Here is a 25,737-nt window from a genome sequence, read left to right on the forward strand (position 1 = left end):
ATAGCCATTAGCAATAGAACAAGACATGTTGCAAAAAAACGTTTTAGGCACAGAGCTTAAGTCATGTAGTTGTAATCCTATGACTGGATGGTATCGAGATGGTTCATGTAGAACTGATAGCTCTGATTATGGAAGGCATACTGTTTGTGCTGTGATGACGGATCAATTTCTTTCATATAGTCAAGCTCAAGGGAATGATCTTTCTACGCCCCAAATAGGATTTCCAGGATTAAAAAAAGGTGATCATTGGTGTCTTTGTGCTCCTAGATGGAAAGAAGCATTTGAGGATGGTATGGCTCCTTTAATTAATCTTGAAGCAACAGAAGAGAGTACATTAAAAATTATTGACTTAGAAATATTAATGAAGTTTTCTCATAACAATAATTCATGATAAGTCATATTTATATTCACAAATCAAACTTTTGGAATTGATTTTATAAGGCTTTGATTCCAGAAATAAAATAATGAATATTATTAATAACTTTATTTCATAGAGCCTAAAGAAAAGATGAGCTTCATTTTACAATTTCTCATTAGCCATGTAGTAATTAAGTGATCTCATTAAATCTTCTCAGAGTATATGACTTGAATCTATTAGTTAAGAGGATCACTAAAGTGAAATAGATAGAATCAATTAAATGAAAGTTTATAAATCATCTCAGTATATAAAATACTCGAATGTAGTTTTAAATAAGTTTAATTTTTTTCCAAATACCTTGCACTTTATTTATTACTAGCTAGAAATAAAAAAATATACTTGCTTATATGTTAAGTACTTCTTCACGTCTTCGAATACAAGAGATATTATGCAGGATAGCGATGAGGAAAGAAGTAACTCTTGAAGAAAGAATTTATATCAATAAATATGCATCGAGGTATTCAAATGTTTCTGCTTGGTTAAGAAAAGCCTCTAATCTTCAAAGACAAAAACTTAGCTCTAATCCAATAGATGAATTATTAAATGGACTTGATTTATGTTCATCTGATCCTCACGCCACATATAATCCAGATCACGATGATCTAGGAGAATGGTTTTCTGGATCACCCTCTTGGGTTAGAAGAAGCTAGGAAAAAAGTAAAATCAAATTTACAGCTTTTAAAAAGATTTTAAGTTTAATACCCAATCTAATTAAGCAGCTTCTTCTTCTTTATCTTTCTTTTCTAGTTTAAGTAATTCTATCACATTAGAAGTAATAGGTCCAAAATCATCGTCTTTAGCAGAAGAAATAGAATCTTTCATCAAAAGCTTCACAAGTGCTGTTAGTGATGATGATAGATACTTTAAGCTATCAAAAATATTACCTAATTCTTTCTTGATTTCTTCTTGATGAATACCTTTACTCATTAATGTTGAGATAGTCCAACCAGCGAGACCTAGAAGAAGCAGAAAAATAATCGTAATCATAGGAAAAAACAATACAAATCATGTATATCGATTACTGATAAATAATGCAAGCTGAAAACCTATTATTTTTAGAATTTTAATAAACTTCAAATATTTCTTTTATATTCCACGAAGTGTTATCAATAATAATATCATTTGATTCTTCTCTATATGCAAAAAAAGTCCACTCGATCTCTTCAAGGGTAAGAAATAAAAGAATGAACGCTAAAATAGTATGACATATTATAAATCTTATTCCTTCGAGAAAAGTCTTTATATCAAAGATTTTTCTTTCACTATAGCTATATGACGTCGAGACAGTCATCCTTTAAATGAGTATGAAGTATTTATTTAGGATAAGGAACCCTTTAATTAAGTCAATAGGAGCAATAGATTATTCAGATGATAAACTTCCAATATTTATGCTATCTTTTTAAAAAGAATGATAAATTAAATTTAAGAACTAAATAATTATTCAAGTAAGACTAATCAAATCTTTATTACTTAATACTAGTAAATTTTAGTTTTATGATTATTTATATAAATGAGAATTTAACTTACTTACTTCTTACAATGGTTCTAAGAAACATAAATTAAATTCTGATTGATTCCACTTTATTATAATAATTTAGCCAGTCGGATAGAACTCTTAAGGGCTAATTCTACTCCTTTACAATTACCTAAATCAAACCAATCACCGCAAAAACCAATTTTGCTTTTTGATGACCATTGTAATTCTTTAGGAATTAAGCTATTTATAGGTTGTGATGCTCTCCAATCCATTTTATCTATTAGCTTTGTTTCTATAAATAAATCAATAAACTTTTGTTTACCATCAAAAATTTCTATCAAATATTTAATAATTTTTTCATGACTCATTTCAAGCAATGTCCGATGATAGGAACAGTGTAAGATGATAATCATGGAATCATCGATTTGTTTTTGGAAAATAAGTTTTTCAAAATTTAAATTATCTCTAATACTTTTTGAAAAGAAAACTTGTAAATACCTTTGATTAAAAATTTTAACCTTGTTAGGATTGGAAACATATAAAATGTAATTTTTTCGCTTAATATATTCTATTTTACTCGCTTTTTCTATTAAATAGTCTATCATCTCATCATTCCCTGGTATAAAAGCATCACGAAGTGGTAAAGAATTAACATTAAAAATTTTTAAACATCTTGGATGTGCTATTAAAGAACTTGATAGCACAAGATTTTTAGATCTAATAACTTTTTCCTCGTTAAGTAATATTCTCCACAAATCATTTTCACGTTTAAATGACTTAACAAGTGTTTGAAATAAAAAATGGATATTCTTTCGATTAAACGATTGATCTATTATTCCCTCACAAAAATTGATCATAAATGGATAACCTCTAAAAATTTCTTTATCTGTAGATAGATTATGTATTTCTCCTATTTCATTTATTAATAGAATATCTTTTGTGATATTTATCAATTTTTTGGATTTAATTAATGGGTAAATAAGTTTATTTATATCTTCTGAAAAGTTTTTACTCAGGCTAATTGAAGCTAATCCATGATCAAATTTAAAAATTGTATTTTTTCTTGAATTTCTTGTTGTTGATCTACCTCCAACCTTCCTTCCATGTTCAATCAATAGTATAGATGCATCAGAGAATCTTTTATTTAAGCATGATGCAAAAGTGCATCCAGATATTCCAGCACCTATAACTACAAAATCATAAACATTATTCATTAATGTGGCAAATATAAACTTCGATTACTTGCTATTTCTCCCTCCTCTTCAAAGAACTCTTTTAAATTATTCTCTTCAGTTTCTGAAATATATTCACCACAATCTTCTCTTATTATTGTTATTGTATACTCCCAAAGATTTTTGATAAACTTTTCATCATCTGGAAAGGCTACAAATTTTAGATATGTATTATTTAAAGCAAATTCACTTGAGGAATCTGAGGAGAAACCCTCTTTTTTGGCCTCGCAAAACTTGTTTGCAAATCTTTTACCTACAGCGTTTTGAGCTGATGTTAAGTCTAACTCGATAGCTTGTAGTGATGATGAGTGAACAAGTGAAAAAATAAATAATGCTAAAACGATAATTTTCAATAATTTTTATAGTCTGATTCTATTATATATATAATTGATAAAAGTGAGAGATTGTATTTCATCTAATCATAATTAGCCTAGGATCAATCTTTATTTAGGTTATTTAAGTTATTGAAATATTCTGATAGTTTATGAGAAATTAAATCCTTCACGTCTTTCTCTTAGAAATAAGCGTGCAATTATTTTCAAAACTCTCTCAATCAAATATTTTTGTATTTCTAATCATTTTTTTAGTTCATGATTTTTATCAGTCGTGATTAAACTATCCTTAGACTAATTTGCCTAAATATATTAAGCATGAAATACTTATACATAGCTTTAGAAATTATTTTATATGTTTACTTTCTGGTTAAATAATAACTGTATATATTTTAGTTAATACTCAGTTGTTGGTTTACTTTCTCCCTCTTTTATCTCAAGTTCTATAATATCATAATATGGACGATCGTCGTAGTCTGCATCTGAGCAGCAGAGGTCTTCATATATATTAGCTAATAAATCATAAGCTTCGTCGTAGCTTTCAAATGATTGAATAGTTATATCATCTATTTCGCCATCTATTCTTTTTATTTGGTATTTCATCTTAGATCTTTCGAGTTAAATTAGTACAAGTTTGTAGCTTAATTTCTCATTGATGAGTTTTATTTCTCGATTTAGAAATAATAACATTTAATTCAACTTCCATTTATTATTTAAGAGATTTTACTTTTGAATGAATAGTTGGATCTGTGAATATTTAGATGGTTATGAGAGATTTTTCTCTTTACTAAATTAGATCAGTCCAGATCAACGTATGAATGACTTTTACTGACATCACCTTAAGTGTTCGAGCTTGCGAGATTCATTAAGTATAGTACACTAGTATTACCTGTGTTTCTTCGTTAGATGGAAGTTCTTTCTTTTCTTTTAGTTTTGCAAAGTATTCTTATCATTACTTCTGGTATTGGCTCTTCGACTTCGCTATCTAATTAGATCTTGTTGATCCGATAAATTTGCTATCTATCATGAAACTCAAGTTTAGTCTCCGAATGTTTGATCATGTTCGGTCTTCTTTTCTCGATTAGACGTTTTTATAACTATGTTTGTATTTTATTAATTACTTTTATGAACCGAGCAGCAGAAAGGTTTACAAGTTTAATGGTTTGATGGCAATGTTAGGGATCGTTGCAGATATCGGCGCATATGCAACTACAAGTCAGGTAATAACTGGTATCCTTTACAAGCTCCTGATTTAAGTAGTAGTAGTAGTAGTAGTAGTAGTAGTAGTAGTAGTAGTAGTAGTAGTAGTAGTAATGTTTTATTTTTGATCGCTATTCTTTGAATCCCAATAGCTGGCGCATTCATGCCATCATAATTAGGTCCAACCATAAATCCGACTATTGCAAATAATGCAATGAAACCAATCCCCAATGATTAGAGCTGTTGGTGTAGGTGTTGAAATTAATCCGCCAAAAAATAAAAGGCTCATTTAAATGTTGTTAGGACTTGAGTCTTAGGCACTTAAATTTTTTAGTGTGATTAAAATCTGAATTTATCCTGATTTATTTTATTGTTTCAACCCTCATATCTTTTAATTATTTTTTCGAATACCTTGGCAAGGTAGTACTAGGTGTCTTTAGTAAGGGATGTATTTTAGATTTATTCATGCTCCATTAAATGTTTACCAGGCTTTTAGAGCTCAAGGTAGTCAAATCTTTTTATTTTCCAAAGTTGTTATCTTATTTACCGACATAGATCATTTTTGGACTATTATTTGATTATGTTTATTTTACGGAGGTGATCCATTGTCGCATCTACCAATCGGTCAAGAGTCAATGGAAAAAAGAAAAATATTCTTTTCTGTTGCTCCTGCCTTGAAAGGTTTTATAATTAATAGATTTATATAGTTATCTTTATCTATTAACTATTAAGCCAGCTAGTATTAGCTGGCTTTTTTTGATTCAATCAAATCCATCTTTGGAAGATATCAAACATAAAGCTCTTATTATTACGTTGACTCGAGATTCTTTCAGATTATCTCTTGATATCTAGTTTAAAAAGGTTAATCTTAAACTAAATAAATTATCCTTTGATTGCTATGTCTAATGAAGAAAAGATTGAAGTAGCTGAGAAAAGGATAATCGAGTTGAAAACTTTAATTAACCATTGGAAGACAAGTAATATATCCTCAAGAAAATCCACTGCAGATCTTGTAGAAGCAATTCTTTCTGATAGGCAACAGAGGAGACCTGCATAGGATTGTTGAAAAATATTTTTTTATTAATCTTTTATTACCTTGATGTAAATAGTGCAACTTATAAATTTTGTGTAAAAAATATAAAATTGGCTATAATATTAAATATTTAAATATACAAAGGAAAATGAAAACTGGGTTTCAGCAAGATGTAAAAGAATATTTTTGGAATAAAATTAAAAAAGTTACTAATAGTTTTAGCAATTTAGCAGTTAATAATCTTGGCGATGGTTATGTAAAATGCTTTTGGGACATTAGCTTTATAGATAATTTTAGAATCGAATTTAGTAAAAGTTGCTTTTATGCCATTAGATTATATGACATAACTAATAATAGAGATAAAAATAATTCTACTTGTATCATGAAAGAAATTCAGGTAAGTAAATATCAATCTTCTGTTTTAGCTCCTATTCCTATTAATAAAGGCGTTTATTATTTTGAGTTTGGTTTCCGTAAGAGGAATGGCGATTGGAGAAAAATTGCGGATCAACAATTGAACTTGGGGTTTAGAATAATCAAAGTTTTCCAATCCTTCGAAAATGATAATTGGTTTAATAGTTCTATAAATACAAGAAAATATAATAATTTAACTCCTCATGAAGAGGCTTATCAACTTTCATTTAAAGCCCCCATTGGCGGTTCAGATGAAATATCTGAATACAGGTGAAATTTAGATATTAAAAAAATTATAAATTCATATTTATGTTTATAGTTTGACTTTTTTTTAGTTATAATATAAATAATTAATTTATATTTAGATATGATGAAAGAGAACTTCCCATTTATACAAACTTTGAAAAATCAAGAATTCAGCAAGATTGATATTGATCAAATTCTTAATTATTTAGAGACTTTAGATTATGATTTAAGTAAAACTATATACATTGGAGAGATTCTTTCTAAAAATGAAAGGTTAGCAAAATATTTTTTTTTTAGAGATAAATTAAGAATGACTGATTATTCTTATGATGAGAAATTATATTTAAATGAGATTCTAGATCAATGTATTGATTGGGCTGAGTTTTGGCGATTACTTGTTATTAGGAAGGGCTTTTGTTGTATTAGGTTGTCAGGCGAATTGCTTAATAAAAAAAGATATATCTTTTTGTCTGGTCCTAATATACTTTCGAAAATTTCTCCTGATTTATCACACTCAATATATGAGGATTGATCATATTTTTTGACTGTTTACTATTTACTAGACAAGGGTCTGATTTTGTATCAATTCAACTAAATTATTTTATTCTGATTTTTTTGTTTTAGTCTTGTTGGAGCTTTAGGTTGATTGTGTCTACTTATTTAATTACAGGTGCTAACAGAGGTATTGGTTTAGAACTGGCTCGACAATTGAGAGATAGAGGGGAAGAAGTCATCGCTACTTGTAGATCTACATCTTCTGAATTAAATTCTTTGTCCATAAGAGTTGAAACAGGTATAGATATCACCTCCGGTGAGTCGGTGATTAAGCTTAGAAAGAATTTAAATGATATTAAAGTTGATGTTTTGATTCAAAATGCTGGGATAGCAGAATTTAACTCTCTTTCCAATTTAGATCCTCAAAGTATCGTTCATCAATTCGAAGTAAATGCCTTAAGCCCATTGTGTTTTGTGCAAAGCATGATTAGCCATTTAAGTCATTCTGCAAAAATAGCTTTAATAAGTAGTCGAATGGGTTCAATAGAAGATAATTCTTCCGGTGGTTCCTATGGATATCGGATGTCTAAAGTAGCTCTATGCATGGCAGGCAAATCTTTATCAGTAGACCTAAAGTCTCGTGATATAGCGGTAGCAATCTTACATCCTGGTTTGGTAAGTACTAGAATGACAGGATTTACTTCGAATGGAATTCAACCTAACGAATCAGTCAAAGGATTGATTCAAAGAATTGATGAACTTACACTTGATAATTCTGGAACTTTCTGGCATGCAAATGGAGATATATTGCCCTGGTGAGAATATTTATGACTATTGATCTATTTTTTGTAGTTTAAATTTGCGAGTATTAAATATTATTTATGGTAATTTTATTTTCAATTATATTCTTCCAAGTGTTTTTCTTAACTTTTTAACAAAGCTAATACCCACTCCAGGTATGGATAAAAGTTCCTCGTCAGATGCAGAGATAATAGATTCTGGTGTTGTATATCCAGCCTCATAGAAATTATTGCAGTTTTTTGTTCCTATTCCTGGAATTGATGTAAGATTTTCGCACCTATCTGAGACCCTTTCTGATTGTTTACTAAAAATTTTTAAAAGTTTGTGTTTTGTATTTAATAAAATCTTTTTGATGAACATTTCTTTTACAATACATATATTTAAATATGCATTACAAAAAATTTCTTGCAAGCATAAATATTTTGTTTTGATGATTAAAGTACTAATAATGGCCTATAAATGTATTTTAAAATACATAAAAATATCATATATATTTGTTTTTCTTATGCTTGACTTTTCACCTTATTAGCATTACTTGATTAATCTTTCTTTTGCTACTTGACTTTGTAATTAGATCCTGCAGATTATTTTTAGATGTAAATCCCTTCCTTTGTTCATAACCGTTTGTGGCCAAAAAGGTGGAGTGGCTAAAACTTGTACCTCAATCCACCTTGCAAGTGTTTGGTCTTCTCAAGGGAAAAATGTTTGTCTAGTTGATGCCGATAGGAATCGATCCGCTCTTGCATATGGATCAAGAGGCAATCTTGCATTTGATATCGTTCCTGTAGAGGCTGCTGCTAAAGCTACTAGATTTTCAGAAATAGTAATAACTGATGGTCAAGCTAGTACTGATGAAGAAGAGCTTAAGCATTTAGCAGCAGGATCTGATCTTGTACTTTTACCTACGGCTCCAAAAGCAAGGTCAGTTGAATTGACTGTCGAATTAGCATCTTTATTGAAGCAATTAAATATTCCTCATGCAGTTTTACTTGTCAAGGTTGATTTTCGTCAAAAGAGAATTGCAAATGAAGCCAGAGAAGCCCTGGAAAAATTCGATTTAACTGTATTAGATGGAGACATCCCTTTGCTATCAGCTTTTGATAAAGCAGAAAATCAGGGTGCTGCAGTAATCGATGCTGTTGATGATAAAGGCCGATCCGATCCCCGACGAATGTCAGGCTGGTCGGCCTATTGTTCCATTGCTAAACAAATTCAATGCCAGATTTCGAAGCACTTGTTAAACATCAACAAACCACTCGAAGACCTGCCACTGAGCGCTTAAAAGTAGTTGAAAAACTACCTGTTTCAACTCAAATTCCTACTACTGATGGTAAAAATTTGAGCACATTATTTTTTGGTTTTGTAGGAGGACTATCTGGTTCAATTATCGGAACAGGTCTGCTTTTTTATCTTTCAGCTAAAGAATTGATAGATTTCAAAAATCTTTTTTAATGTTTGGTTTTAATTAATATATTCTTTTATATTTGATTTAAATATAGAACTATATATTTGATTTGTGTTTCCTTTTCGCTATTTCTACCATTTCAGAAAAAGTCTTTGATTTTTTTAGGAGTTGTTGATAATTACCAGAAGCAATTATTTTTCCATTTTTAAATTCATATATGCAATCGGATCTTTCAATAGTAGATAATCTATGAGCAATAGTTATTATTGTGCATCTCCTCCCTATAATCTCAATTGCATCCATTACTTCAGCTTCTGTTCTATTATCTAAAGCACTTGTTGCTTCATCTAAAACTAAAAATTTTGATTGTCGGTAAAAAGCTCTTGCTATGGCCAATCTTTGCCTTTGCCCCCCTGATAACATGATCCCGTTTTCACCAATGGGAGTATATAAATCCATTGGCATCTCTGAAACTAATTCTGCTAATTGAGCCGCCTTAAGTGCATCCCAAACTCTTTCTTTATCTATTAATTCTTCATCTAAACCATATGCAATATTTTCAATAATATTGCTATTCAATAAAGCAATAGATTGAGGAACATAAGAACAACAATCTTGCCATGCAGGTACTTCATTTTCCGTAACTTCCACTCCATCTAATAATAAATTTCCATGAGTTGGTCTAAGAAGACATAGCAATTGATTAGCGGCAGTTGTTTTTCCACTCCCAGTTTCTCCAACAAAAGCTATCCTTGAGCCCACTGGGATTGTAAGATTTATACTTTTTAAAGTGTATTCAAAACTGTTGGGATATTTATAACTTAGGTTTTCAAGTTTAATGTTATTCCTAGGTTCAATTCCTTTTTTCGTGGGTACTCCGATTGATCTTTTTGTTAATCTATTAGATGGAAGCTCAATTAACTTAAGTATTTCTTCTAAATCAGGAATGGATGCACGCATAGATGTCAATGCTCTAAATGAATCTTGTAAAGGAGGTGTTAGCTTTAATGCGGCTACAGCAATAGTTGCTAAGAATGGAACTATTTCAATAAGTATTGATTCGTTTTCCCCAGTAATATAAGGGAAAAGACCAATAGCAAAAATTAATGTTATACCAAAAGGCTCTATTAAGGATCTAGGGAATTCTGGTAGAACTTCAGCTTTCCAAATAAAAGGGAAAGAGTTTTTACCTGCTGATTTATATCGTTTTTCAAAATACGATTCTGAGCTAGTTAGGTGAACATCTATTATTGTTCTCATTGATTCAGTTAAAATGTTATTTGTTTCTTTCTCTAATTTAATTCTTTGACGAGAAGAATATCTTATAAAGGGTGTTACAAATAGTGATATGAAAATATAAAAAATTAAGAGACTAATAATTAAATATAGTGCGATTGATTTCGCTATAAAAAGAACAGCTATACATATAAAAGTAATAACACACAAGCCACTAGAAATTTGAAGTATTGGTCTTACTAGAAATTCAGAAACCCTTGATATATTGATTAAAACTTTTGATGATAGATCAGATTTTTTTTTGTTTAAGAAAAAATCATATGGTTGATATAGCAATTTGTTCTGTGCTAGTTCTGATAAGTCTTGCCAAATTGCGACGCGAAGTCTTTCTTGTGCTGCTTTCAGAAATAATTTAGAAAATGAAGCAAACCAATTCATGGCTATATATATGGCGACTAGACTAATAACTTTTGTTTTTGGATCTTCAGGAATAAAATTTTGAAATGGTAAAGGGGGTTGATTAGCTTGTCCAATAAAGACAGTAAATAATCTAGAAACAATTCCAACTACAATTACATCTACTAAGCCAGTCAAGGCTGCTACAGGAATTAATTTTAATAGAGACTTTCTTCTTCTAGCTGGCAGTGCCTTCAGGAGACGCACCAATAGATGATAAGTTTTGCTCGTGCGAATCATTTTATAAAATTACTTAGTTTTGAGAAATTCGTTATGTGTAATCAGCCAGTTTCTTGGGTGTTTGTATTTGACTTCTTTATGACTATGCTATTTAACTCATAAAGATAAATATGAAAAATTATTCTTTAGCAATTATTAATTCTAGTTTAATTTCAATATAATTTAAGATTAATTGATATTCAAATAAAGCTTATTATCTTTTGGCGCTTATAAAATAGACCAAGAAAATTACTATAATCAATGGCAATAAATAGATAATAATCATAAAACCAGACAAAAATATCAATAGACTTAATAAGATAAGAAACATTGAAAAGATAATTGTCAAAAATCTTTTGATTTGATTTAGCCAATAAACACCTTTAATTTTTTCAAATCTAACTTGTAATTTTCTTCTCTTAAAATATAATTCTTTTAGTTGTTGTTGATACCAATCTATTGAGTCTTCTAATTTTGTTTGATAGATATTTCTGCCTATCTTTTCGATAAAATTATTTGACTTTGAGAAAGCGGATCTAAATTTTACACTTTGTGCTTCAAGTAGAGCGTTGCTATTTTCTAATATTCTTTGATCTATTTCTATGATTTTATTATTGATTTGACTTTGCAGATCAAATCTTTTATCTGAAGTGTATTTGACAATTTCATTACTAATAGCTGGTTTATATTTAAAAAATCTATAAAAAAAGTTTGCTCTTAACATTTGACTTACTATTATCAAAATAAATAATCTATGCGAGTATTATAACCATGTCTTCTATAGTTTTTAATGGTAGCTACATAACAAAAAAAAATACAGGTATAGGAGTGGTTTCCAAGGATTTAGTTACTTCTTTATCTGCTCAAAAAATAACTACACTAATTCCACAAGATATAGGAATAAAAGGTGATATTTATATCCCTAATAATCTTTCACCCGGTCAAGGTTTAAATAGCCATTTGAGACGTTTGTATTGGCTTCAACAAGTTGTTCCAAAAATCATGAATAAGTTAAATGCTGAATATTTTTTATCACCATTATTGGAAGCGCCGTTATTTACAAACGTCAAATCTATTGTACTGGCTCATGATTTGATACCACTTAGGTATCCTTCAATGTCATTTTTAACTTTGTATCATTTAATTTATATCCCTTTAATTTTAAAGCAATCTAAGATAATTCTATGTAACTCTAATTCCACTGCAAATGATTTGAATATTTTCTATAAAGTACCTAGGCATAAATTATTTCCAATTAAATTAGGTTTTAATAATAAAAAGTATTATCCAATAAAAAAAATTAAAAAAAATTTTTTTCTAATCATCGGTAGACATAATCCGCATAAAAATTTGGAAAGAGTTATTCAAGCATTCTCATTAGCCAAAATTCATAATTATAAGCTTGTTTTTGTAGGCCCGTTTGATAGAAGGTATACACCCAGATTAATGAAAATCATTGAAGAACTGAATCTGAAACATTTATGTGTTTGGAAAGGTTGGATTGATGATGAAGAAAAATTATTACTATTAAATGAATGCCAAGCACTCATCATTGTGAGTCTTTGGGAAGGATTTGGCCTTCCAGCACTAGAGGCAATGGCTTGTGGTACTCCTGTTATAGGATCTGATAGAGGTGCACTTCCTGAGATTATTGGCAAATATGGCTATTTAGTTAATCCATTTGATATTCAATCAATAGCTTTTGCAATGCATGGAGTTATAAATGATAAAAAATGCTTTGAAAAATGCCTTAATGAAGGACCTTCTCAAGCAGCGTCTTTTAATTGGTTTGATACAGCCAGATCAATAGAAAAAATTATTGATGAAATCGAATAAACTATGCTTCTATATCGAATAGTTTTCTTTCATAGATTATTTTAATTTATCTTTCACTTGATCATATTAATAATATAGAATTTTCTAAATCTTATAGAAGATTAATATTTAGGTTTATAAAATTATTTCACTACTAGGTAAAATTGCTTCTGTTAGCACTGCATATATATTTGATGATCATTGCTATTATAGTTTTTTAAAATTGATTTTTTGATATGGCAAGTAAAAAATCTAAGAAAAAAGCGGACTTTAAGGTTATGGATCCAGCTGGAGAACAAAAAACAACTCCTAGAACTGCAAAAATTGTTCTTTTTCTATTTGGTGTGGGTCCTTTACTTCTTATGTGTTTATTTTTATTCTCAAATGGATTTTTTAACTCTCCTGGATAATTTATGAATTAAGAATAATAAAAGCTATCTCTACTTTTTTAATCAATAAAACTCTTTATAAATTGTTTAATCCCTCCTATGTCTTCTTTTTAAAACATGATTTGTTTATTGATCGATATATCAAACATTTCTTTTGTATTTTTAGTTAAAATTAGTTTTTATCTGTTCACCGATGCAACTTTACTTGGTTGACTGTCAATTCACTAATATTGATAATCAAGTTGCTGCCTATAAGCAATTTGTGGAATTTTGGGAAAATGGTGAGATGTCGAAGCAAGATAAATTTGATGGTTTTGAAATGCTTTTTCGTGTTCATGCACCTGGAGAAGGTCGTGTTGTAATCCTTTGCAATGCAAGAGGTGACAAGGAACTATTTTTGCATTTTGCTCCATGGAGAGCACAGTTTGGTATCGACATGGAAATTACTCCTGTTATCAGTTGCCAAAATGTTGTTGACTATCACAAGGACTTGTTTGCAAAAATGTCTTAACTTTATAGATCTTTTTATTATTAATTAACCATACAGATTTCAAATAAATAAATAATCTATTTATTTATTAGATAGCGCATTACCACTAGTCCATATGTTTTTTAAATTTGCCTTATCTTTAAGTAATAGAATAGGAAGAGTTGCTAAAATTGCTAGAGAAATTATTGCAAATGAATCTGTCATAAATCTCGCAATGCCCCATTCCGATGAAGCTAAAGCAAAAATAGATAACTGCATGAGAATTCCTAAATAGAAAAAAATATTATCAGAATATTTTCTAAAAATTAACTTACTTATTAAAAATTATTATATATGAAATGTTAAGGAGAAATTTAATTAATTAATTAATTGAATTTTTAACTTTATGAAAGCCAAGCTCCGCAATTTTTTATAGCCTCTAAAAAGTAATTAGAATTTCTTTCTTGGGAATAGACAATTTGTCAATTATTGTTTTTTAGAGTTGTTAAGATTTGATTCTAAGATTTCTTTAAAGTTGAGCCTAGAAAAAATGGACTTTGCTGTGGCTCTTGTTAAATCAACTATGAAGAAGAGTAAGAGTAACTATTTCATAGTAAATTCAAAAAGAAAGTTTACTTTTTATAAGCTTCCTTTTGGTATTGCTTCAATTTTTCATAAAAATTCCTATGTGTATCCTTTTGATTAGTCTGAGGAATTAATTAGTAATTCTTATTTTCTTTATTGAGAAGTTATTTTGCTTTTTTCCAGAACTGGTTACATAAAATCACCGCGGTTGTCTTTACTATAAATTTCTAAAAAACATAAAATTGTTTTCTGGATATTGCTTAAAAGATTTATTCCTATCAGATTTATCTGAATTTTTGTCGAGTTTCTTCTAAATTCTTTTAATGTTCTTGACAGGTTTTTTTGGTTACATTTTCAAGTAATATAAAATACTACATCCGCTACTGAGAGTTGCAAGATGGTTTCTGATACTTCCCTTATGAACAATTTAAAAAATTATCGAAAACACATTTTTGAATTTCATACAAAATATATTTTAGAATCCTATCTGCAAGATTGGATTAATAAAATTCTTCCCTTAAAGCCACGCGAATTAATCAAATATACTGCAATAATTGTAGAGGATAGACCAGATAAATCTATTAAATTTGCTATTTATAATACATTACTTATGACTAGATTGGAGATGAAAATAATTTTATATACAACGAGTTATAGTGTTGGAAAAATGAAAGAAATATTTAGTAACTTAACGGATTGGGTAACAATAATTGAATTAAATTATGATAAATCTAATATAAAAAAAATTAATACAGAAATTTATAATAAAATACTAAAAAGTACAGTTTTTTGGGAGTCACTTCCTTCTAGAAATATTCTTGTTTTTCAAACAGATGCATTATTAATTGAACCTCTTGAGTTTTCTATGTTCAAGTATGATTATATTGGAGCTCCATTCGCAGAGAGAAAATTTTTGTCTACATCATTTCCTGAATATCGAGATAAAAACCAAAATGGTAAAGTTAACAGATGGGTAACTCAAATGTTTAATAAAGCTGTTCCAATACCTGAAGGAGTATTTATTGGTAATGGTGGTTTATCTATAAGAAATCGTGACGTTATGATTGAGATTTGTAAAAATGAAGATTCAGTAGAAAATGAAAATGAAGATATCTATTTTAGTCGCTTCATATCAAAATATTCAAAAAATATTGTTCCATTTGAAATCGCAAAACGCTTTTCTTGTGAATGTTCTTATTTTGAAAGCATTGGTTGTCATGCAAGCTATTTTTATTTAAACAAAGATGAGCAAGCAGAAATTTATGAAAGACATATAAAACATGTTTTGGCACTAATTGATTTACCTATTGATGTTTTGATCTCACTGTAAACGTAAATCAAAAGTCTTGATAATAATTTTTTGGCTTGAGAAATACATTTTTATTTTTAATAATTAAAATTTCGAAGATAATTAATTTTTTTACTATTGTGTGGCTATTTATATAGATAAGTCCTTTCACTTCTTAAGTACTAATTGCCTATATATATATTAATAATTTTTTTATTTCAAGTATTTTTCTGATGAATTTTAGTCTTTTGCTCTTGTATTAATTTTGACTTCGCAATTTTTGTAAATTAGATAGAATTTTTTTATACGTTTTTAAATCAATGTTTCAAAAGATTTTCAGCTTTTTGTCTTTCATAGCTTTTTCATTGATGAGCTTTCTTCCGATTGCTGTGAATGCTGATGATAAACCTCCTGTAGATGTGCAAGAACTTTTTACAAGCACAAAGCCAATTTATGGCGAGTCCTTTAGTTACCCGGAAGGTAAAGGGGAAATGCGTCTTTATAAAGTTGATGTTCAACCAGGAGGAGTGGTTCCTCTTCATTTCCATGAGGCACCATTAACTAGTTATATTGAGCAAGGTGAATTAACCTTGAAGACTAAGAGAGGTAAAAGCACAACTTTTAGGCAGGGAGATTCTTTTGTCTTAGCAGCTGACACGCCTCCTCATACAATGTCCAATAATGGAAAAGTACAAGCAGTTATGTGGGTAACTGTTGCAGCAGCTGAAGGAGTTCCTACTCTCACTAATGTTGAATGACAATTACTTCAAGTTGATAGATCTTTCTATTGGAACCATAAGGGCTGACTTAGGTCAGTCCTTTTTTATGTTTTGGAGACGATTGAGAATTTCTTTTGAGAGAATTCCTGAGAATTGTCTTTAAAATTGTCCTTATATTTTTTTAAAAATAATTATCCTTAGAATTTGTACCTAAACGAAATTTTGAAGATTATTGAGACTCTAAGACCCATCGCGGCGCAATTAAAAAGGAGCCCTTCCAGGCTCCATGGATCAATTGGGTAATAAGGCTGATCTGACCCCATCTCCGTTAAAAGATCAAGCAGCAACAGGGGCTGTTTGACGGGAGAAACTAACGATGTTGTTAGCAGTTATGGTTTTGCTCTGACCGAGCAGGCTTCAGTCACTCGCCTGATACCCCGTCGAAGCCATTGCAGCCCCATTTTATGGAGCTGAGCGGAATCGAACCGCTGTCCGAGATACTGGTGTGAATCACCTAGTCCATTAGAAAATAGACATATATATTCTGACAGATCTTTGGGAATTAATCGATTAAGGTTTAATCATGCTTTCGATTGATTTTTAATAACTTTAAAATAATGAAATGTGTAGCTTCTATTTCTCAAGGTCTTGAAAAAGAGGGCGCTAAAGAGTTGATAGAATTTGGAGCATTTGAAGCTAAAGCCTCAAGGCGGCACATATTATTTGAAGCTGATATGGCTTGTTTATATAGATTACATTTAAGGGCTAGATTATCTTTTAGATTTTTAAGAGAAATTTGTAGATTTCCTTGTCATGGCCCTGGTGAACTGTATGACGGCATTCAAACTGCAATTGATTGGGAAACTTGGCTTTTACCCAAAAAAAGTTTTCGAGTGAGCGTCACTGGAATTGGAGAAGGTTTATCACATAGTCATTACACTGCCTTGCAAGTGAAAAATGCCATTATTGATTTTCAGAGAGAACGTTGGGGTTTTCGTTCAAACATTGATTTGAATAATCCAGATATGTGCTTTCATTTGCATCTGGCAAAGAATCAAGCAGTTTTGAGTGTTGATGGAAGTAATACTAGTCTTCATAAAAGAGGATATAGGCCTGCTGTTGGAATCGCTCCTATTAAAGAATCCTTAGCTGCAGGGTTAATGCGAATGACAGGATGGGATGGTAATCAAAATTTGGTAGATCCATTATGTGGTTCTGGAACATTTTTAATTGAAGCAGTTAGTACTTTATTTGGAATATCACCTGGTATAAATAGGAAATTTTTATTTCAAAATTGGCCAGATTTTGATATTAATTTGTGGAATAGTGAATTAAAAAGTGCACAGAAAGTTACTACTCTTGATAAACAATTACCAAAAGTAATTGGATGTGAATTTGACCAAAGTATTGCTACTTCTGCTATGGAGAATGTTAGGAAATCAGGCTTGGAAAATTATATAGAAATAATTAACTGCCCTTTTCAAGAATTACAATTACCACCTGGAATAGGATTTTTAGTTTGTAATCCTCCTTATGGGAAAAGAATAGGAGATGAAAATTTCTTACCTACACTTTATAAAGAATTAGGTGATTATTGTAAAACACAAGCCTCTGGTTGGGATCTTTGGCTTCTTAACGGTAATCCAAAATTAAGTCAATATTTAGGCATGAAAGCTAGTCGTCGTTTTCAGGTAAATAATGGTTCAATTGATTGTAGATGGATAAATTACAAAATTAACTAAATTAATTTTTCCCTAAAACAGCTTTTGTAGTCTTTGATATTCCCTCTAAAGTTTCAGGAAGATAAGGCCCTTTTGCCAGATATCCCCCAATTCTCAAACTCATTCCAGCTAAGACAAGATTGATAACAACCAAAATTAAAATAGTAGATTTCGTATCTAGTTCAAGCAAGTCGTGAATCCAAAATCCAAGAATTAATTCAGATCCAAGTAAAGAAAATAACATCAGGACTCCCCCAGTAGCCAGGAAAATCCCACCACTGATTAAGCGGCGTTTTTCTCTGTCCATTTCTTGTAGCGCAATGCGCACATGAAGATCCATTACTGAACTTGCAAGTGCTGTCACTCTTGCGGCAGCTCCTAATCCTTTCTTTCGTTCTGAATTGGACATTAATTTCTTTTGCCTCCACTAAGAAGTATCCCAAATAAAACTCCAATTCCAGCAGCAATGCCAATCGCGAAAAGGGGCCTTTTTCTGATTGGTCTCTCAATGCGAGGTCTTAAAGTGCTATTTAACTCGTCTAGAAGGTCTTCAAGCTGTTTTTCAAGAGGCTCTAGAGATTCTGCTAGATCTCTTGTTTTGTCCGATGCAGAATGAAAAATTTCTTCTAATTGTTCTTTAACTCCAAAATCGTTATTACCTGAATGTAAGGATATGACATTTATTAATTCGTCAAGACTACCCTTTGTGGCTTCTAATGTCTGTCTAGCTAAATCTGGCCAACGTTCTTGAATCTTTGGCAATAAATTATCAAATTGTTCATTGAACCATTGCTCTGACGATTTTTCAGCAATAGCTTCTTCAGTTTCAACTGAATTTGAGGATTGAGAGGATGAGGAATTCACTGATTCCATAAACCAAAAGGTTTATTCAAGAATAGAGAGATATTGTCCTAATCGAAACCCCTTAATAGTATTCAATTTTGAAAATTCACTTCTAAAGAAAGCTTGTTTCTACGTTTTAAATGTTTTAGGTCCAAAATTTCATGAAAAATTTTCGTCGTCTTTGCTTACAAATATTGCTATTCGAATACTTATAGTGCTAAACGTCTCTGGTATCTTCTAAACAACCCATGGGCGTCGGAATTTCATCAATGGTTTTTGCTTCTAATACAATCCCTACAGATTTTGGCCTAGTATTAGCTTCAATAGCAGGTGCAGGAAGCCTTCTCTTAATTGCTTTAAGGTTTGTACCTGAGGCTAAAAGCTAAAAGATTTGTCGATAAGTAATCTGTATTTAGGAGACTTGTCTCCTGAAAGATTTTTATGGAAATTTCTTCTCAATTTTAGTTATTGATTTTTAGTTGAAAACTACTGATAAAAAAAATCATCACAGGTGGGTTTTATTAAGACATATTGGAGCACCTGATGATTTAAGAGGTATTCATTTTGATTTACTTATAGAAGATAAAGAATATTGCCGAACTTGGCGCTTAAATGAGATACCCATAATGGATGGACCATATGTTCAAGCTGTCTATATTGCTCCTCATAACCTGGATTGGCTTTTTATTACAGAAAAGGCTGTTTCTGGGAATAGAGGAGTTGCAACTAGAGTTAAAAAAGGAATTTTTTTTAACTCTCTCCCCAATATTGAAAATAATTTTATAAATTTATCTCTTCAATGGGAAAATGAGCCAGGGGATTTATTAATAGATAAAAATGGTTGCAGAATCCTCAGGAAAAACAGTAAATATTGTTTGTGATATAGAAAGACTTGAGTTTCTCTAATATTTCGCTAACGTCATTCATATCGTGAATACATTCTGTTGGTTCATATCAACCATGTAGATTTGTCTCATTTCAAGTCCTTTGGTGGATCGATGTCGATTCCACTTGAAGAGGGCTTTACTGTCGTAACAGGTCCTAATGGTTCAGGTAAAAGCAATATTCTTGATGGTGTTTTGTTTTGTTTAGGCCTTGCAAATAGTCGAGGAATGCGAGCAGATAGATTGCCTGATTTGGTTAATAGTGGAGTATTGAAAGCTGGAAAATCTTCGGAAACCAAAGTAACTGTAAAATTCGATCTCACTGATTGGCAGCCTGATGAAGCAGAAGAAGGAATAGACCCTACAGAACAAGGACCTTGGATTAAGCCTGGGCAAAAAGAATGGACAGTCTCAAGAAGATTAAAGGTTATGCCAGGTGGCTCATATGCTTCCACTTACAGCGCAGATGGTGAGATTTGTAATTTACAGCAATTACAAACACAATTAAGACGTCTCAGAATTGACCCTGAGGGTAGCAATGTTGTTATGCAGGGAGATGTTACTCGAATAGTTTCCATGAGTAATAAAGATCGTAGAGGCCTAATAGATGAGCTTGCTGGTGTTGCATTATTTGATACTCGTATAGATCAAACCCGTTCAAAGTTAGATGATGTCTATGAACGGCAAGAACGTTGTCGGATTGTTGAACAAGAATTGAATCTTTCCAAACAGCGTTTGCAAAAAGATTGTGAGAAAGCCAGTTTATATAAAGATCTAAAAAATCAATTATTGATTGGAAGAGAGCAAGAATTAGTTTTATCTTATGAAGAGGCAAAAAAGGTTTTGAGAAAATTAGATTTAGAGCATCAAGATTTGATCAAAAAAGAAAAAGTAGGTTCAGAAAATTTAGTCAATAAAGAAAATGAATTAAAAAAATCTATAGATAAATTGAATATTTTACAGAAAAACGTCAAAGAACTAGGTGAAGATCAATTGATTGCAGTCCAATCTAAAATAGCAGGAATTGAATCTCAGCATAGAGAGTTAGAAAGGCAGGGACTTAATCATAAAAATGAAGGTGACAAATTAAAAGAATATAGAAATAATCTTCTACAGAAAAAAAAAGATTTCCAAACTGAATTACAAAATAAATTTAATCAAATTAATCCTAAAGATGTTGATGAAGCTGAGTTGAATTGTAAAGAAGCTGAGGCTTGGGTTGAATCTTCTAGAAGAAAACTTTCAGATATAGCAGGCCGTTCTGGTGCTTGGATGGAAAAGCATCAGAAGGCTAGGCATTATAAAAATGAAATCCAATCAAAATTAGATCCAAAAAGAATAGAAAAACAAAATCTTGAAGAAAAATTATTACAATTAAATGTTATTTTAAAAGAATTAGATAGTGATCAAAAATCTGATGAATGTGCTAATCAAAAAGTACACTTAGAAATTAATAATTTGAATAAAGAATGGGAAAATATATTGGATTTAATTGCAATTAAAAAACAAGAGTTTATAGAATTATCTTCAGAAAAAAGTATAAAAGAGCGAACTAGGTTTAGATTAGAGAAAGAGCAAGGAAAGCTTCAAAATGATATTGCTCGTTTAGAAAGTAGGAAGGAAATTATATATGAAAGTAGAGGGACAAGTGCATTAACTTTATTATTAGAATCTGGATTAGATGGTATACATGGCCCTGTTGCTAACTTAGGCGAGGTTGAAGATCGTTATAGGATTGCGCTTGAAGTAGCTGCTGGCGCTCGGCTTGGCCAAGTTGTTGTTGATGATGATCGAATTGCTGGAAAGTCAATCGATCTTTTAAAAAGGAAACGAGCTGGAAGATTGACTTTTTTACCTCTTAACAAGATTTTAAAAAATTCTCAAAATAAATCTGAAGTATTTCTTAGATCTCTTGGTAGTGATCTTAATACTAATACCGGACTAATAGGAAAGGCAATTGATTTGATTAAATTTGATCCTATATATAAACATGTATTCAGATATGTATTTGGAGAGACGCTTGTATTTAGTGACTTATCATCAGCTCGTGATCAAATTGGTATTAAAAGAGCTGTTACTTTAGAAGGTGAATTGTTGGAAAAGAGTGGAGCAATTACTGGTGGTAGTTTAAATAATAGATCTTTAGGTTTGAGTTTTGGGAGAGTAAAAGATAATGATGATTCTGATCTATTGAAGAATAGATTATTAGAAGTAAGTGAGACTCTTGTAAATTGTCAAAATCAAGAGAAAAAACTAACTAATGATCTAGAAAAATTTAGAAATGAACTAAGTAAATTAGAGCAAAAAAAAGCAGCGCTCGACGCTGAAAGAGAAACTTCTAAAAGGTCAAATTCCCCTTTATTAGAACGCCAAAGTTATCGTCAAAAAAGAATTGAAGAACTTCTTAAGACAAAAAAAGAAAAAATTTCTCAATTAGAATTGATTAATGCGAATATCAAACCTTTAGAGGTAGATTTATTAAAAATTGAAAAGGAAGAAAAAACTATAGATAAATCAAGTGATTCATCTGTTTGGAACAAATTGCAAAAGGAACTAGAAGATGCTGATAAAAACCTTATAGATTTTAGAAATAAGAGAGATGAGATTTTAAATAAGCAATCACAAAATAAGCTTGCAATTGATCGTTTAACTGATCAAGAAAATTCTTTAATCATCGAAGAGAATCGCTTAAAGGATTCAATAGAGACTCTTGCTTCTGCTCATATTAATTGGCGTGAGCAAACCAAGCAACTGAATTCAACTCGGCAAGATTTGATTAATGAGCAGAAGAAACTAGAAACTCGATTTGGGGAACAACGGCGAGAAAGAGATTCTGTAGAAGCTGATGTAAATACAAAACGTTTAAATTTGCAAGAACTTCAATGGAGTCTTCAACGTTTAAGAGAAGATCAAAAAAATATGAAGGAAGAGATACGTATAGAAACGAATCGTTGTACTGAATTAGAAAAGAAGCTTCCTAATCCTTTACCATTGATTTCAGATGAAATAAGAGAAAAAGGTCTTGAGGTTTTACTTTCTGATTTGGAGGCTTTGCAGAAGAAAATGGAAGAATTGGAACCAGTCAATATGCTTGCATTAGAAGAATTAGCAAAGTTAGAAGACAGGCTTAATGAACTTGAAAGTAGGCTACAGGTTCTAACTGATGAAAGATCTGAACTTTTGCTTCGTATTGAGACTGTTTCAACTTTGCGTCAGGAGGCCTTTATGGAGGCTTTTCATGCAGTAGATGAACATTTTCGCGAAATTTTTGCAAGTCTGTCTGAAGGAGATGGACATTTACAACTTGAAAATCCTGATGAACCTTTAGAGGGAGGATTGACTTTGGTGGCTCATCCAAAAGGTAAGCCTGTCAGAAGGCTGGCAGCCATGTCAGGTGGAGAAAAATCCTTAACTGCCTTGAGTTTTCTCTTTGCATTGCAACGTTTTAGACCTTCCCCTTTTTATGCTCTTGACGAAGTAGACAGTTTTTTAGACGGGGTCAATGTTGAAAGGTTAGCGGCTTTAATTGCTCGACAAGCAGAACATGCACAATTTCTTGTTGTAAGTCATAGAAGACCTATGATTGGAGCGTCAATGAGGACTATTGGGGTTACCCAAGCAAGGGGGAATCATACTCAAGTTGTTGGGTTGCCAATCGCAGCTTGATTGAATTTACTAAGATGATTCAATATGGTTCTACAAATCTAATTTCTGCATATTTGAGTTGACCAACACTCAAGCCCCACAAGAATCAACATCCGCTGTCCCAAGTGACAGATTATGGCTTCGTTCTGAGTTAATGGGGACTCAGGTTATTACTCGTGATACTGGACGAAGATTGGGTCTAGTAGGGGAAGTTGTTGTTGATATTGATCGGAGAGAAGTTGTTGCTTTGGGACTTAGAGATAATCCGTTAACACGTTTTTTACCTGGACTGCCAAGATGGCTTCCTCTTGATCAGATTCGTCAAGTGGGTGATGTGATTTTGGTTGATACATTAGATTCTTTAAGCGAAAACTTTGTTCCAGAAAGATTTAATAAAGTTATCAATTGCCAGGTCATTACTGAATCAGGAGATCAGTTAGGAAGAGTTCTTGGCTTTTCTTTTGATATTGAAACTGGTGAATTATTGACTTTGGTCATGGGAGCATTAGGTGTTCCTTTGTTAGGTGAAGGGGTTTTAAGTACTTGGGAGATGCCAGTAGATGAAATTGTCAGTAGCGGTCCGGATCGAATAATTGTTTATGAGGGGGCTGAAGAAAAATTAAAACAGCTAAGTAGTGGTTTTCTTGAAAAGCTTGGGGTAGGTAACTCTGGATGGGAGGAGAGTGAAAGAGATAGGTATAGAGTTAATCTTGTTCCAGTTGAAAATCAATTGTCTTCTGGTGAGAGTAGCAATGAGGAACAGCTACTTTTAGAACAAGCACAAGAGGAAATTTTTCAAGAAGATGAGATGGAATACGTAGAATTACAGGAATCAGAAGAACAACAATATAATCAAGAACTAAGATACCTAGATGAACCAGATGAATCTTCAATTTATTCAGAAATTGAAGAAAGCCAATCAAATTATGATAAGTCGAAATTAATAAATAGGTCTGATAATTATGAGCCTAGAATTTCCACTCGAAATAGTAAAAATAGATCTCAAATTTCAAGAGATGAAGAACCTTTAGATATTGAACCTTTGGAAAAACCACCTATTGAAAAAATTGAAGATTCTACCTTTAAAGATAAAGAACTTTTAGATATTGAAGATCCATGGTGATCAATTCAAAAGGTTTTTTTCCTTCAAAAGATTAATAATTTGCTGACAAAATTTCTTTTTTGCTCCTTTGTTTCCTCTGAGCATTTGAAGATCTTTTTTTTGACCAGATAGCCTAGAAGGAGCATTAAGCCAATCCATAGCTTCTTTAGCTATTTGGTTAGGAGTTATATGACCAATCCTTTCAGGTACAATCATTCTTTTAGCAGATATATTTGGCCAAGCCATGAAGCCTCTATTCCTCATTTTGATCAAGCTAATTAATAAGCCTAAGCACCATTTTAAAATTGGTAATCTAGCAATTAAACCTATCAATCCATCCCATGCTTCCATAACTAATAGGTGTTGAGTAGGTACAACAACTATCATAGGAATACTTAATGCCCCCAGCTCAGCAGTATTGGCACCTACTGTTGTTATTGCTAAATCACATTGAATAAGATCATTATAAGCAGGATGTTTTTCTTGTATTAAAATAACTGTAGATTTTTCTGTTATTAGTATTCCTCTTTTTTCTTTATTATTAGATTTAAGAATTGATTTAATTCCTGAATTATATTGTTTTGAGATTGGATTTTTTCTGCTAGCAAAGTATTTTAGCTCATCTATATTTGTAGTAGGTGCAAGAGGCACTATGAACCTACAATTAGGCATTGATTCTGATATTTTATCAGCCACATCAAGAAAGAAAGGTATACCAATTTTCAGTTTGGAGCTTTTGGAGCCTGGCATGAGTGCAATCCACTTTCCAGGGGGTAGGGGATCATCAATTTTTGCAGCTTCACTCAAGTCAGCTGTTAAATCTCCTATTACTGAACAACGGTTTTGAATTCGCTTTGGTACTCTTTGAAGAATATTGTCTGACATCGCTAAAATACGATCATTCCAAAAAGGCCATCTTGCAATCCATTCTGCATAAGTCATATGTAAATATCCCAATCTTGCTGAGAGTAAGACGCTCCAAAATTGATCTCCTCCTAAAAAAATTACTAACCCTTTAGTTGGCCATAAACCAAATCTATTTGGTCTAAAAATCAGTTCCCAGAAATTTTTTGCTTTTATAATCTTTTCAAATTGCAACCATTTTTGGGCTGCAAGATTTTCATGACCATTTGCATTGGGGCAAGGAACTAATACTAAGTTTAGGGATATTGCAGAGCTCTGAGATGGAGGTCTCATCTCTATTTGTTTATGAAGCTCTCTTGCAAGTGGCTTCACCCATGTAGCTAATTCACCTGGTCCATTAGATACAAAGATAATTGCTAAAGGATTTTTACTCATTTATGGATGAGCAT

The 25,737-nt window shown here is 31.3% G+C and carries 30 protein-coding genes; 18 read left to right on the forward strand and 12 right to left on the reverse strand.

Features of this window, described 5'->3' with window-relative positions; all coding sequences use genetic code 11:
- Positions 1–25: 25 nt before the first annotated feature.
- Complete coding sequence (locus DNJ73_RS00465) at positions 26–391, forward strand: DUF2237 family protein (protein WP_158465770.1); 366 nt, start codon at positions 26–28, stop codon at positions 389–391.
- Between the two features lie 374 nt (positions 392–765).
- A complete protein-coding gene (locus tag DNJ73_RS00470; RefSeq protein ID WP_158465771.1) occupies positions 766–1,068 on the forward strand; it encodes a hypothetical protein in 303 nt (100 codons plus the stop codon).
- 61 nt (positions 1,069–1,129) lie between these two features.
- Here DNJ73_RS00470 and DNJ73_RS00475 read toward each other — a convergent pair whose 3' ends face one another.
- The 5 genes from DNJ73_RS00475 to DNJ73_RS09660 all read right to left on the reverse strand — a co-directional run bounded on the left by DNJ73_RS00475 (position 1,130) and on the right by DNJ73_RS09660 (position 4,890).
- Positions 1,130–1,405 carry a hypothetical protein gene (locus DNJ73_RS00475; RefSeq protein ID WP_158465772.1) on the reverse strand — a complete coding sequence of 92 codons (276 nt, stop codon included), beginning with the start codon at positions 1,403–1,405 and terminating at the stop codon, positions 1,130–1,132.
- A 597-nt stretch (positions 1,406–2,002) separates the two neighbouring features.
- Positions 2,003–3,109 (reverse strand): NAD(P)-binding protein, encoded by a 1,107-nt coding sequence (locus tag DNJ73_RS00485; protein ID WP_158465774.1) that lies wholly within the window; start codon positions 3,107–3,109, stop codon positions 2,003–2,005.
- Complete coding sequence (locus tag DNJ73_RS00490; protein ID WP_158465775.1) at positions 3,109–3,480, reverse strand: hypothetical protein; 372 nt, start codon at positions 3,478–3,480, stop codon at positions 3,109–3,111. The genes DNJ73_RS00485 and DNJ73_RS00490 overlap by 1 nt, the downstream gene beginning before the upstream one ends.
- 375 nt (positions 3,481–3,855) lie before the next feature.
- Positions 3,856–4,062 (reverse strand): hypothetical protein, encoded by a 207-nt coding sequence (locus DNJ73_RS00495; protein WP_158465776.1) that lies wholly within the window; start codon positions 4,060–4,062, stop codon positions 3,856–3,858.
- Between the two features lie 606 nt (positions 4,063–4,668).
- Entirely contained in the window at positions 4,669–4,890 is a 222-nt protein-coding gene (locus tag DNJ73_RS09660) for a hypothetical protein (protein WP_187152526.1), read from the reverse strand.
- Positions 4,891–5,557: 667 nt separating this feature from the next.
- Here DNJ73_RS09660 and DNJ73_RS09665 point away from each other — a divergent pair.
- The 4 genes from DNJ73_RS09665 (at position 5,558) to DNJ73_RS00510 (ending at position 7,666) form a co-directional block, all read left to right on the forward strand.
- Positions 5,558–5,716: a hypothetical protein gene (locus DNJ73_RS09665; RefSeq protein ID WP_187152512.1), complete on the forward strand. Its 159-nt coding sequence runs from the start codon at positions 5,558–5,560 to the stop codon at positions 5,714–5,716.
- A 67-nt stretch (positions 5,717–5,783) separates the two neighbouring features.
- Positions 5,784–6,380 (forward strand): DUF4912 domain-containing protein, encoded by a 597-nt coding sequence (locus DNJ73_RS00500; RefSeq protein WP_257473263.1) that lies wholly within the window; start codon positions 5,784–5,786, stop codon positions 6,378–6,380.
- 93 nt (positions 6,381–6,473) lie between these two features.
- The gene (locus DNJ73_RS00505) at positions 6,474–6,884 is read left to right on the forward strand and encodes a hypothetical protein (protein ID WP_158465777.1); all 411 of its coding nucleotides are present in this window, start codon (positions 6,474–6,476) and stop codon (positions 6,882–6,884) included.
- Between the two features lie 116 nt (positions 6,885–7,000).
- The gene (locus DNJ73_RS00510; protein WP_158465778.1) at positions 7,001–7,666 is read left to right on the forward strand and encodes an SDR family oxidoreductase; all 666 of its coding nucleotides are present in this window, start codon (positions 7,001–7,003) and stop codon (positions 7,664–7,666) included.
- 81 nt (positions 7,667–7,747) lie between these two features.
- On the opposite strand, the gene DNJ73_RS00515 is transcribed toward DNJ73_RS00510, so the two are convergent.
- Positions 7,748–8,059 carry a helix-hairpin-helix domain-containing protein gene (locus DNJ73_RS00515; protein ID WP_261792578.1) on the reverse strand — a complete coding sequence of 104 codons (312 nt, stop codon included), beginning with the start codon at positions 8,057–8,059 and terminating at the stop codon, positions 7,748–7,750.
- Between the two features lie 199 nt (positions 8,060–8,258).
- On the opposite strand from DNJ73_RS00515, the gene DNJ73_RS00520 reads away from it, so the two are divergent.
- Together DNJ73_RS00520 and DNJ73_RS00525 are read left to right on the forward strand one after the other, a co-directional pair.
- On the forward strand, positions 8,259–8,930 hold the full coding sequence (locus tag DNJ73_RS00520) for an AAA family ATPase (RefSeq protein WP_158465779.1): 672 nt from the start codon (positions 8,259–8,261) through the stop codon (positions 8,928–8,930).
- Positions 8,864–9,100 (forward strand): hypothetical protein, encoded by a 237-nt coding sequence (locus DNJ73_RS00525; RefSeq protein ID WP_158465780.1) that lies wholly within the window; start codon positions 8,864–8,866, stop codon positions 9,098–9,100. Before DNJ73_RS00520 ends, DNJ73_RS00525 begins: the two co-directional genes overlap by 67 nt.
- A gap of 49 nt (positions 9,101–9,149) precedes the next feature.
- On the opposite strand, the gene DNJ73_RS00530 is transcribed toward DNJ73_RS00525, so the two are convergent.
- Together DNJ73_RS00530 and DNJ73_RS00535 are read right to left on the reverse strand one after the other, a co-directional pair.
- A complete protein-coding gene (locus tag DNJ73_RS00530; RefSeq protein ID WP_315968938.1) occupies positions 9,150–10,952 on the reverse strand; it encodes an ABC transporter ATP-binding protein in 1,803 nt (600 codons plus the stop codon).
- A gap of 226 nt (positions 10,953–11,178) precedes the next feature.
- Positions 11,179–11,688, reverse strand: a complete 510-nt coding sequence (locus DNJ73_RS00535; RefSeq protein WP_158465782.1) for a hypothetical protein — start codon at positions 11,686–11,688, stop codon at positions 11,179–11,181.
- A 47-nt stretch (positions 11,689–11,735) separates the two neighbouring features.
- On the opposite strand from DNJ73_RS00535, the gene DNJ73_RS00540 reads away from it, so the two are divergent.
- From DNJ73_RS00540 to DNJ73_RS00545, 3 genes are all read left to right on the forward strand, one after another.
- Positions 11,736–12,800 carry a glycosyltransferase family 4 protein gene (locus DNJ73_RS00540; protein WP_158465783.1) on the forward strand — a complete coding sequence of 355 codons (1,065 nt, stop codon included), beginning with the start codon at positions 11,736–11,738 and terminating at the stop codon, positions 12,798–12,800.
- A gap of 215 nt (positions 12,801–13,015) precedes the next feature.
- Entirely contained in the window at positions 13,016–13,189 is a 174-nt protein-coding gene (locus DNJ73_RS09670) for a hypothetical protein (RefSeq protein WP_187152513.1), read from the forward strand.
- A gap of 172 nt (positions 13,190–13,361) precedes the next feature.
- A complete protein-coding gene (locus tag DNJ73_RS00545; RefSeq protein ID WP_158465784.1) occupies positions 13,362–13,679 on the forward strand; it encodes a DUF3303 domain-containing protein in 318 nt (105 codons plus the stop codon).
- 60 nt (positions 13,680–13,739) lie between these two features.
- Here DNJ73_RS00545 and DNJ73_RS09675 read toward each other — a convergent pair whose 3' ends face one another.
- On the reverse strand, positions 13,740–13,916 hold the full coding sequence (locus DNJ73_RS09675; RefSeq protein ID WP_187152514.1) for a hypothetical protein: 177 nt from the start codon (positions 13,914–13,916) through the stop codon (positions 13,740–13,742).
- A 724-nt stretch (positions 13,917–14,640) separates the two neighbouring features.
- On the opposite strand from DNJ73_RS09675, the gene DNJ73_RS00550 reads away from it, so the two are divergent.
- The 3 genes from DNJ73_RS00550 to DNJ73_RS00565 all read left to right on the forward strand — a co-directional run bounded on the left by DNJ73_RS00550 (position 14,641) and on the right by DNJ73_RS00565 (position 17,971).
- Positions 14,641–15,552: a DUF5672 family protein gene (locus DNJ73_RS00550; protein WP_187152515.1), complete on the forward strand. Its 912-nt coding sequence runs from the start codon at positions 14,641–14,643 to the stop codon at positions 15,550–15,552.
- Positions 15,553–15,878: 326 nt separating this feature from the next.
- A complete protein-coding gene (locus DNJ73_RS00555; protein ID WP_257473265.1) occupies positions 15,879–16,268 on the forward strand; it encodes a cupin domain-containing protein in 390 nt (129 codons plus the stop codon).
- A gap of 578 nt (positions 16,269–16,846) precedes the next feature.
- Positions 16,847–17,971 (forward strand): class I SAM-dependent RNA methyltransferase, encoded by a 1,125-nt coding sequence (locus tag DNJ73_RS00565; RefSeq protein ID WP_158465787.1) that lies wholly within the window; start codon positions 16,847–16,849, stop codon positions 17,969–17,971.
- A 1-nt stretch (position 17,972) separates the two neighbouring features.
- On the opposite strand, the gene DNJ73_RS00570 is transcribed toward DNJ73_RS00565, so the two are convergent.
- Positions 17,973–18,359, reverse strand: a complete 387-nt coding sequence (locus DNJ73_RS00570; RefSeq protein ID WP_158465788.1) for a phage holin family protein — start codon at positions 18,357–18,359, stop codon at positions 17,973–17,975.
- Complete coding sequence (locus tag DNJ73_RS00575; RefSeq protein WP_187152516.1) at positions 18,359–18,823, reverse strand: YqjD family protein; 465 nt, start codon at positions 18,821–18,823, stop codon at positions 18,359–18,361. The genes DNJ73_RS00570 and DNJ73_RS00575 overlap by 1 nt, the downstream gene beginning before the upstream one ends.
- A 218-nt stretch (positions 18,824–19,041) precedes the next feature.
- On the opposite strand from DNJ73_RS00575, the gene DNJ73_RS00580 reads away from it, so the two are divergent.
- The 4 genes from DNJ73_RS00580 (at position 19,042) to DNJ73_RS00595 (ending at position 24,445) form a co-directional block, all read left to right on the forward strand.
- On the forward strand, positions 19,042–19,179 hold the full coding sequence (locus tag DNJ73_RS00580) for a hypothetical protein (protein WP_110859680.1): 138 nt from the start codon (positions 19,042–19,044) through the stop codon (positions 19,177–19,179).
- Positions 19,180–19,272: 93 nt separating this feature from the next.
- Positions 19,273–19,674 carry a hypothetical protein gene (locus DNJ73_RS00585; protein WP_158465789.1) on the forward strand — a complete coding sequence of 134 codons (402 nt, stop codon included), beginning with the start codon at positions 19,273–19,275 and terminating at the stop codon, positions 19,672–19,674.
- A gap of 63 nt (positions 19,675–19,737) precedes the next feature.
- Positions 19,738–23,343 carry a chromosome segregation protein SMC gene (gene smc / locus DNJ73_RS00590; RefSeq protein ID WP_158465790.1) on the forward strand — a complete coding sequence of 1,202 codons (3,606 nt, stop codon included), beginning with the start codon at positions 19,738–19,740 and terminating at the stop codon, positions 23,341–23,343.
- Between the two features lie 58 nt (positions 23,344–23,401).
- Positions 23,402–24,445 carry a PRC-barrel domain-containing protein gene (locus DNJ73_RS00595; protein ID WP_158465791.1) on the forward strand — a complete coding sequence of 348 codons (1,044 nt, stop codon included), beginning with the start codon at positions 23,402–23,404 and terminating at the stop codon, positions 24,443–24,445.
- Here DNJ73_RS00595 and DNJ73_RS00600 read toward each other — a convergent pair whose 3' ends face one another.
- Positions 24,446–25,723, reverse strand: coding sequence for a glycosyl transferase (locus DNJ73_RS00600; RefSeq protein ID WP_158465792.1), 1,278 nt, complete (start codon positions 25,721–25,723; stop codon positions 24,446–24,448).
- Between the last annotated feature and the right edge of the window lie 14 nt (positions 25,724–25,737).

It is taken from the genome of Prochlorococcus marinus XMU1408, assembly GCF_003208055.1.
Classification (GTDB): domain Bacteria; phylum Cyanobacteriota; class Cyanobacteriia; order PCC-6307; family Cyanobiaceae; genus Prochlorococcus_B; species Prochlorococcus_B marinus_A.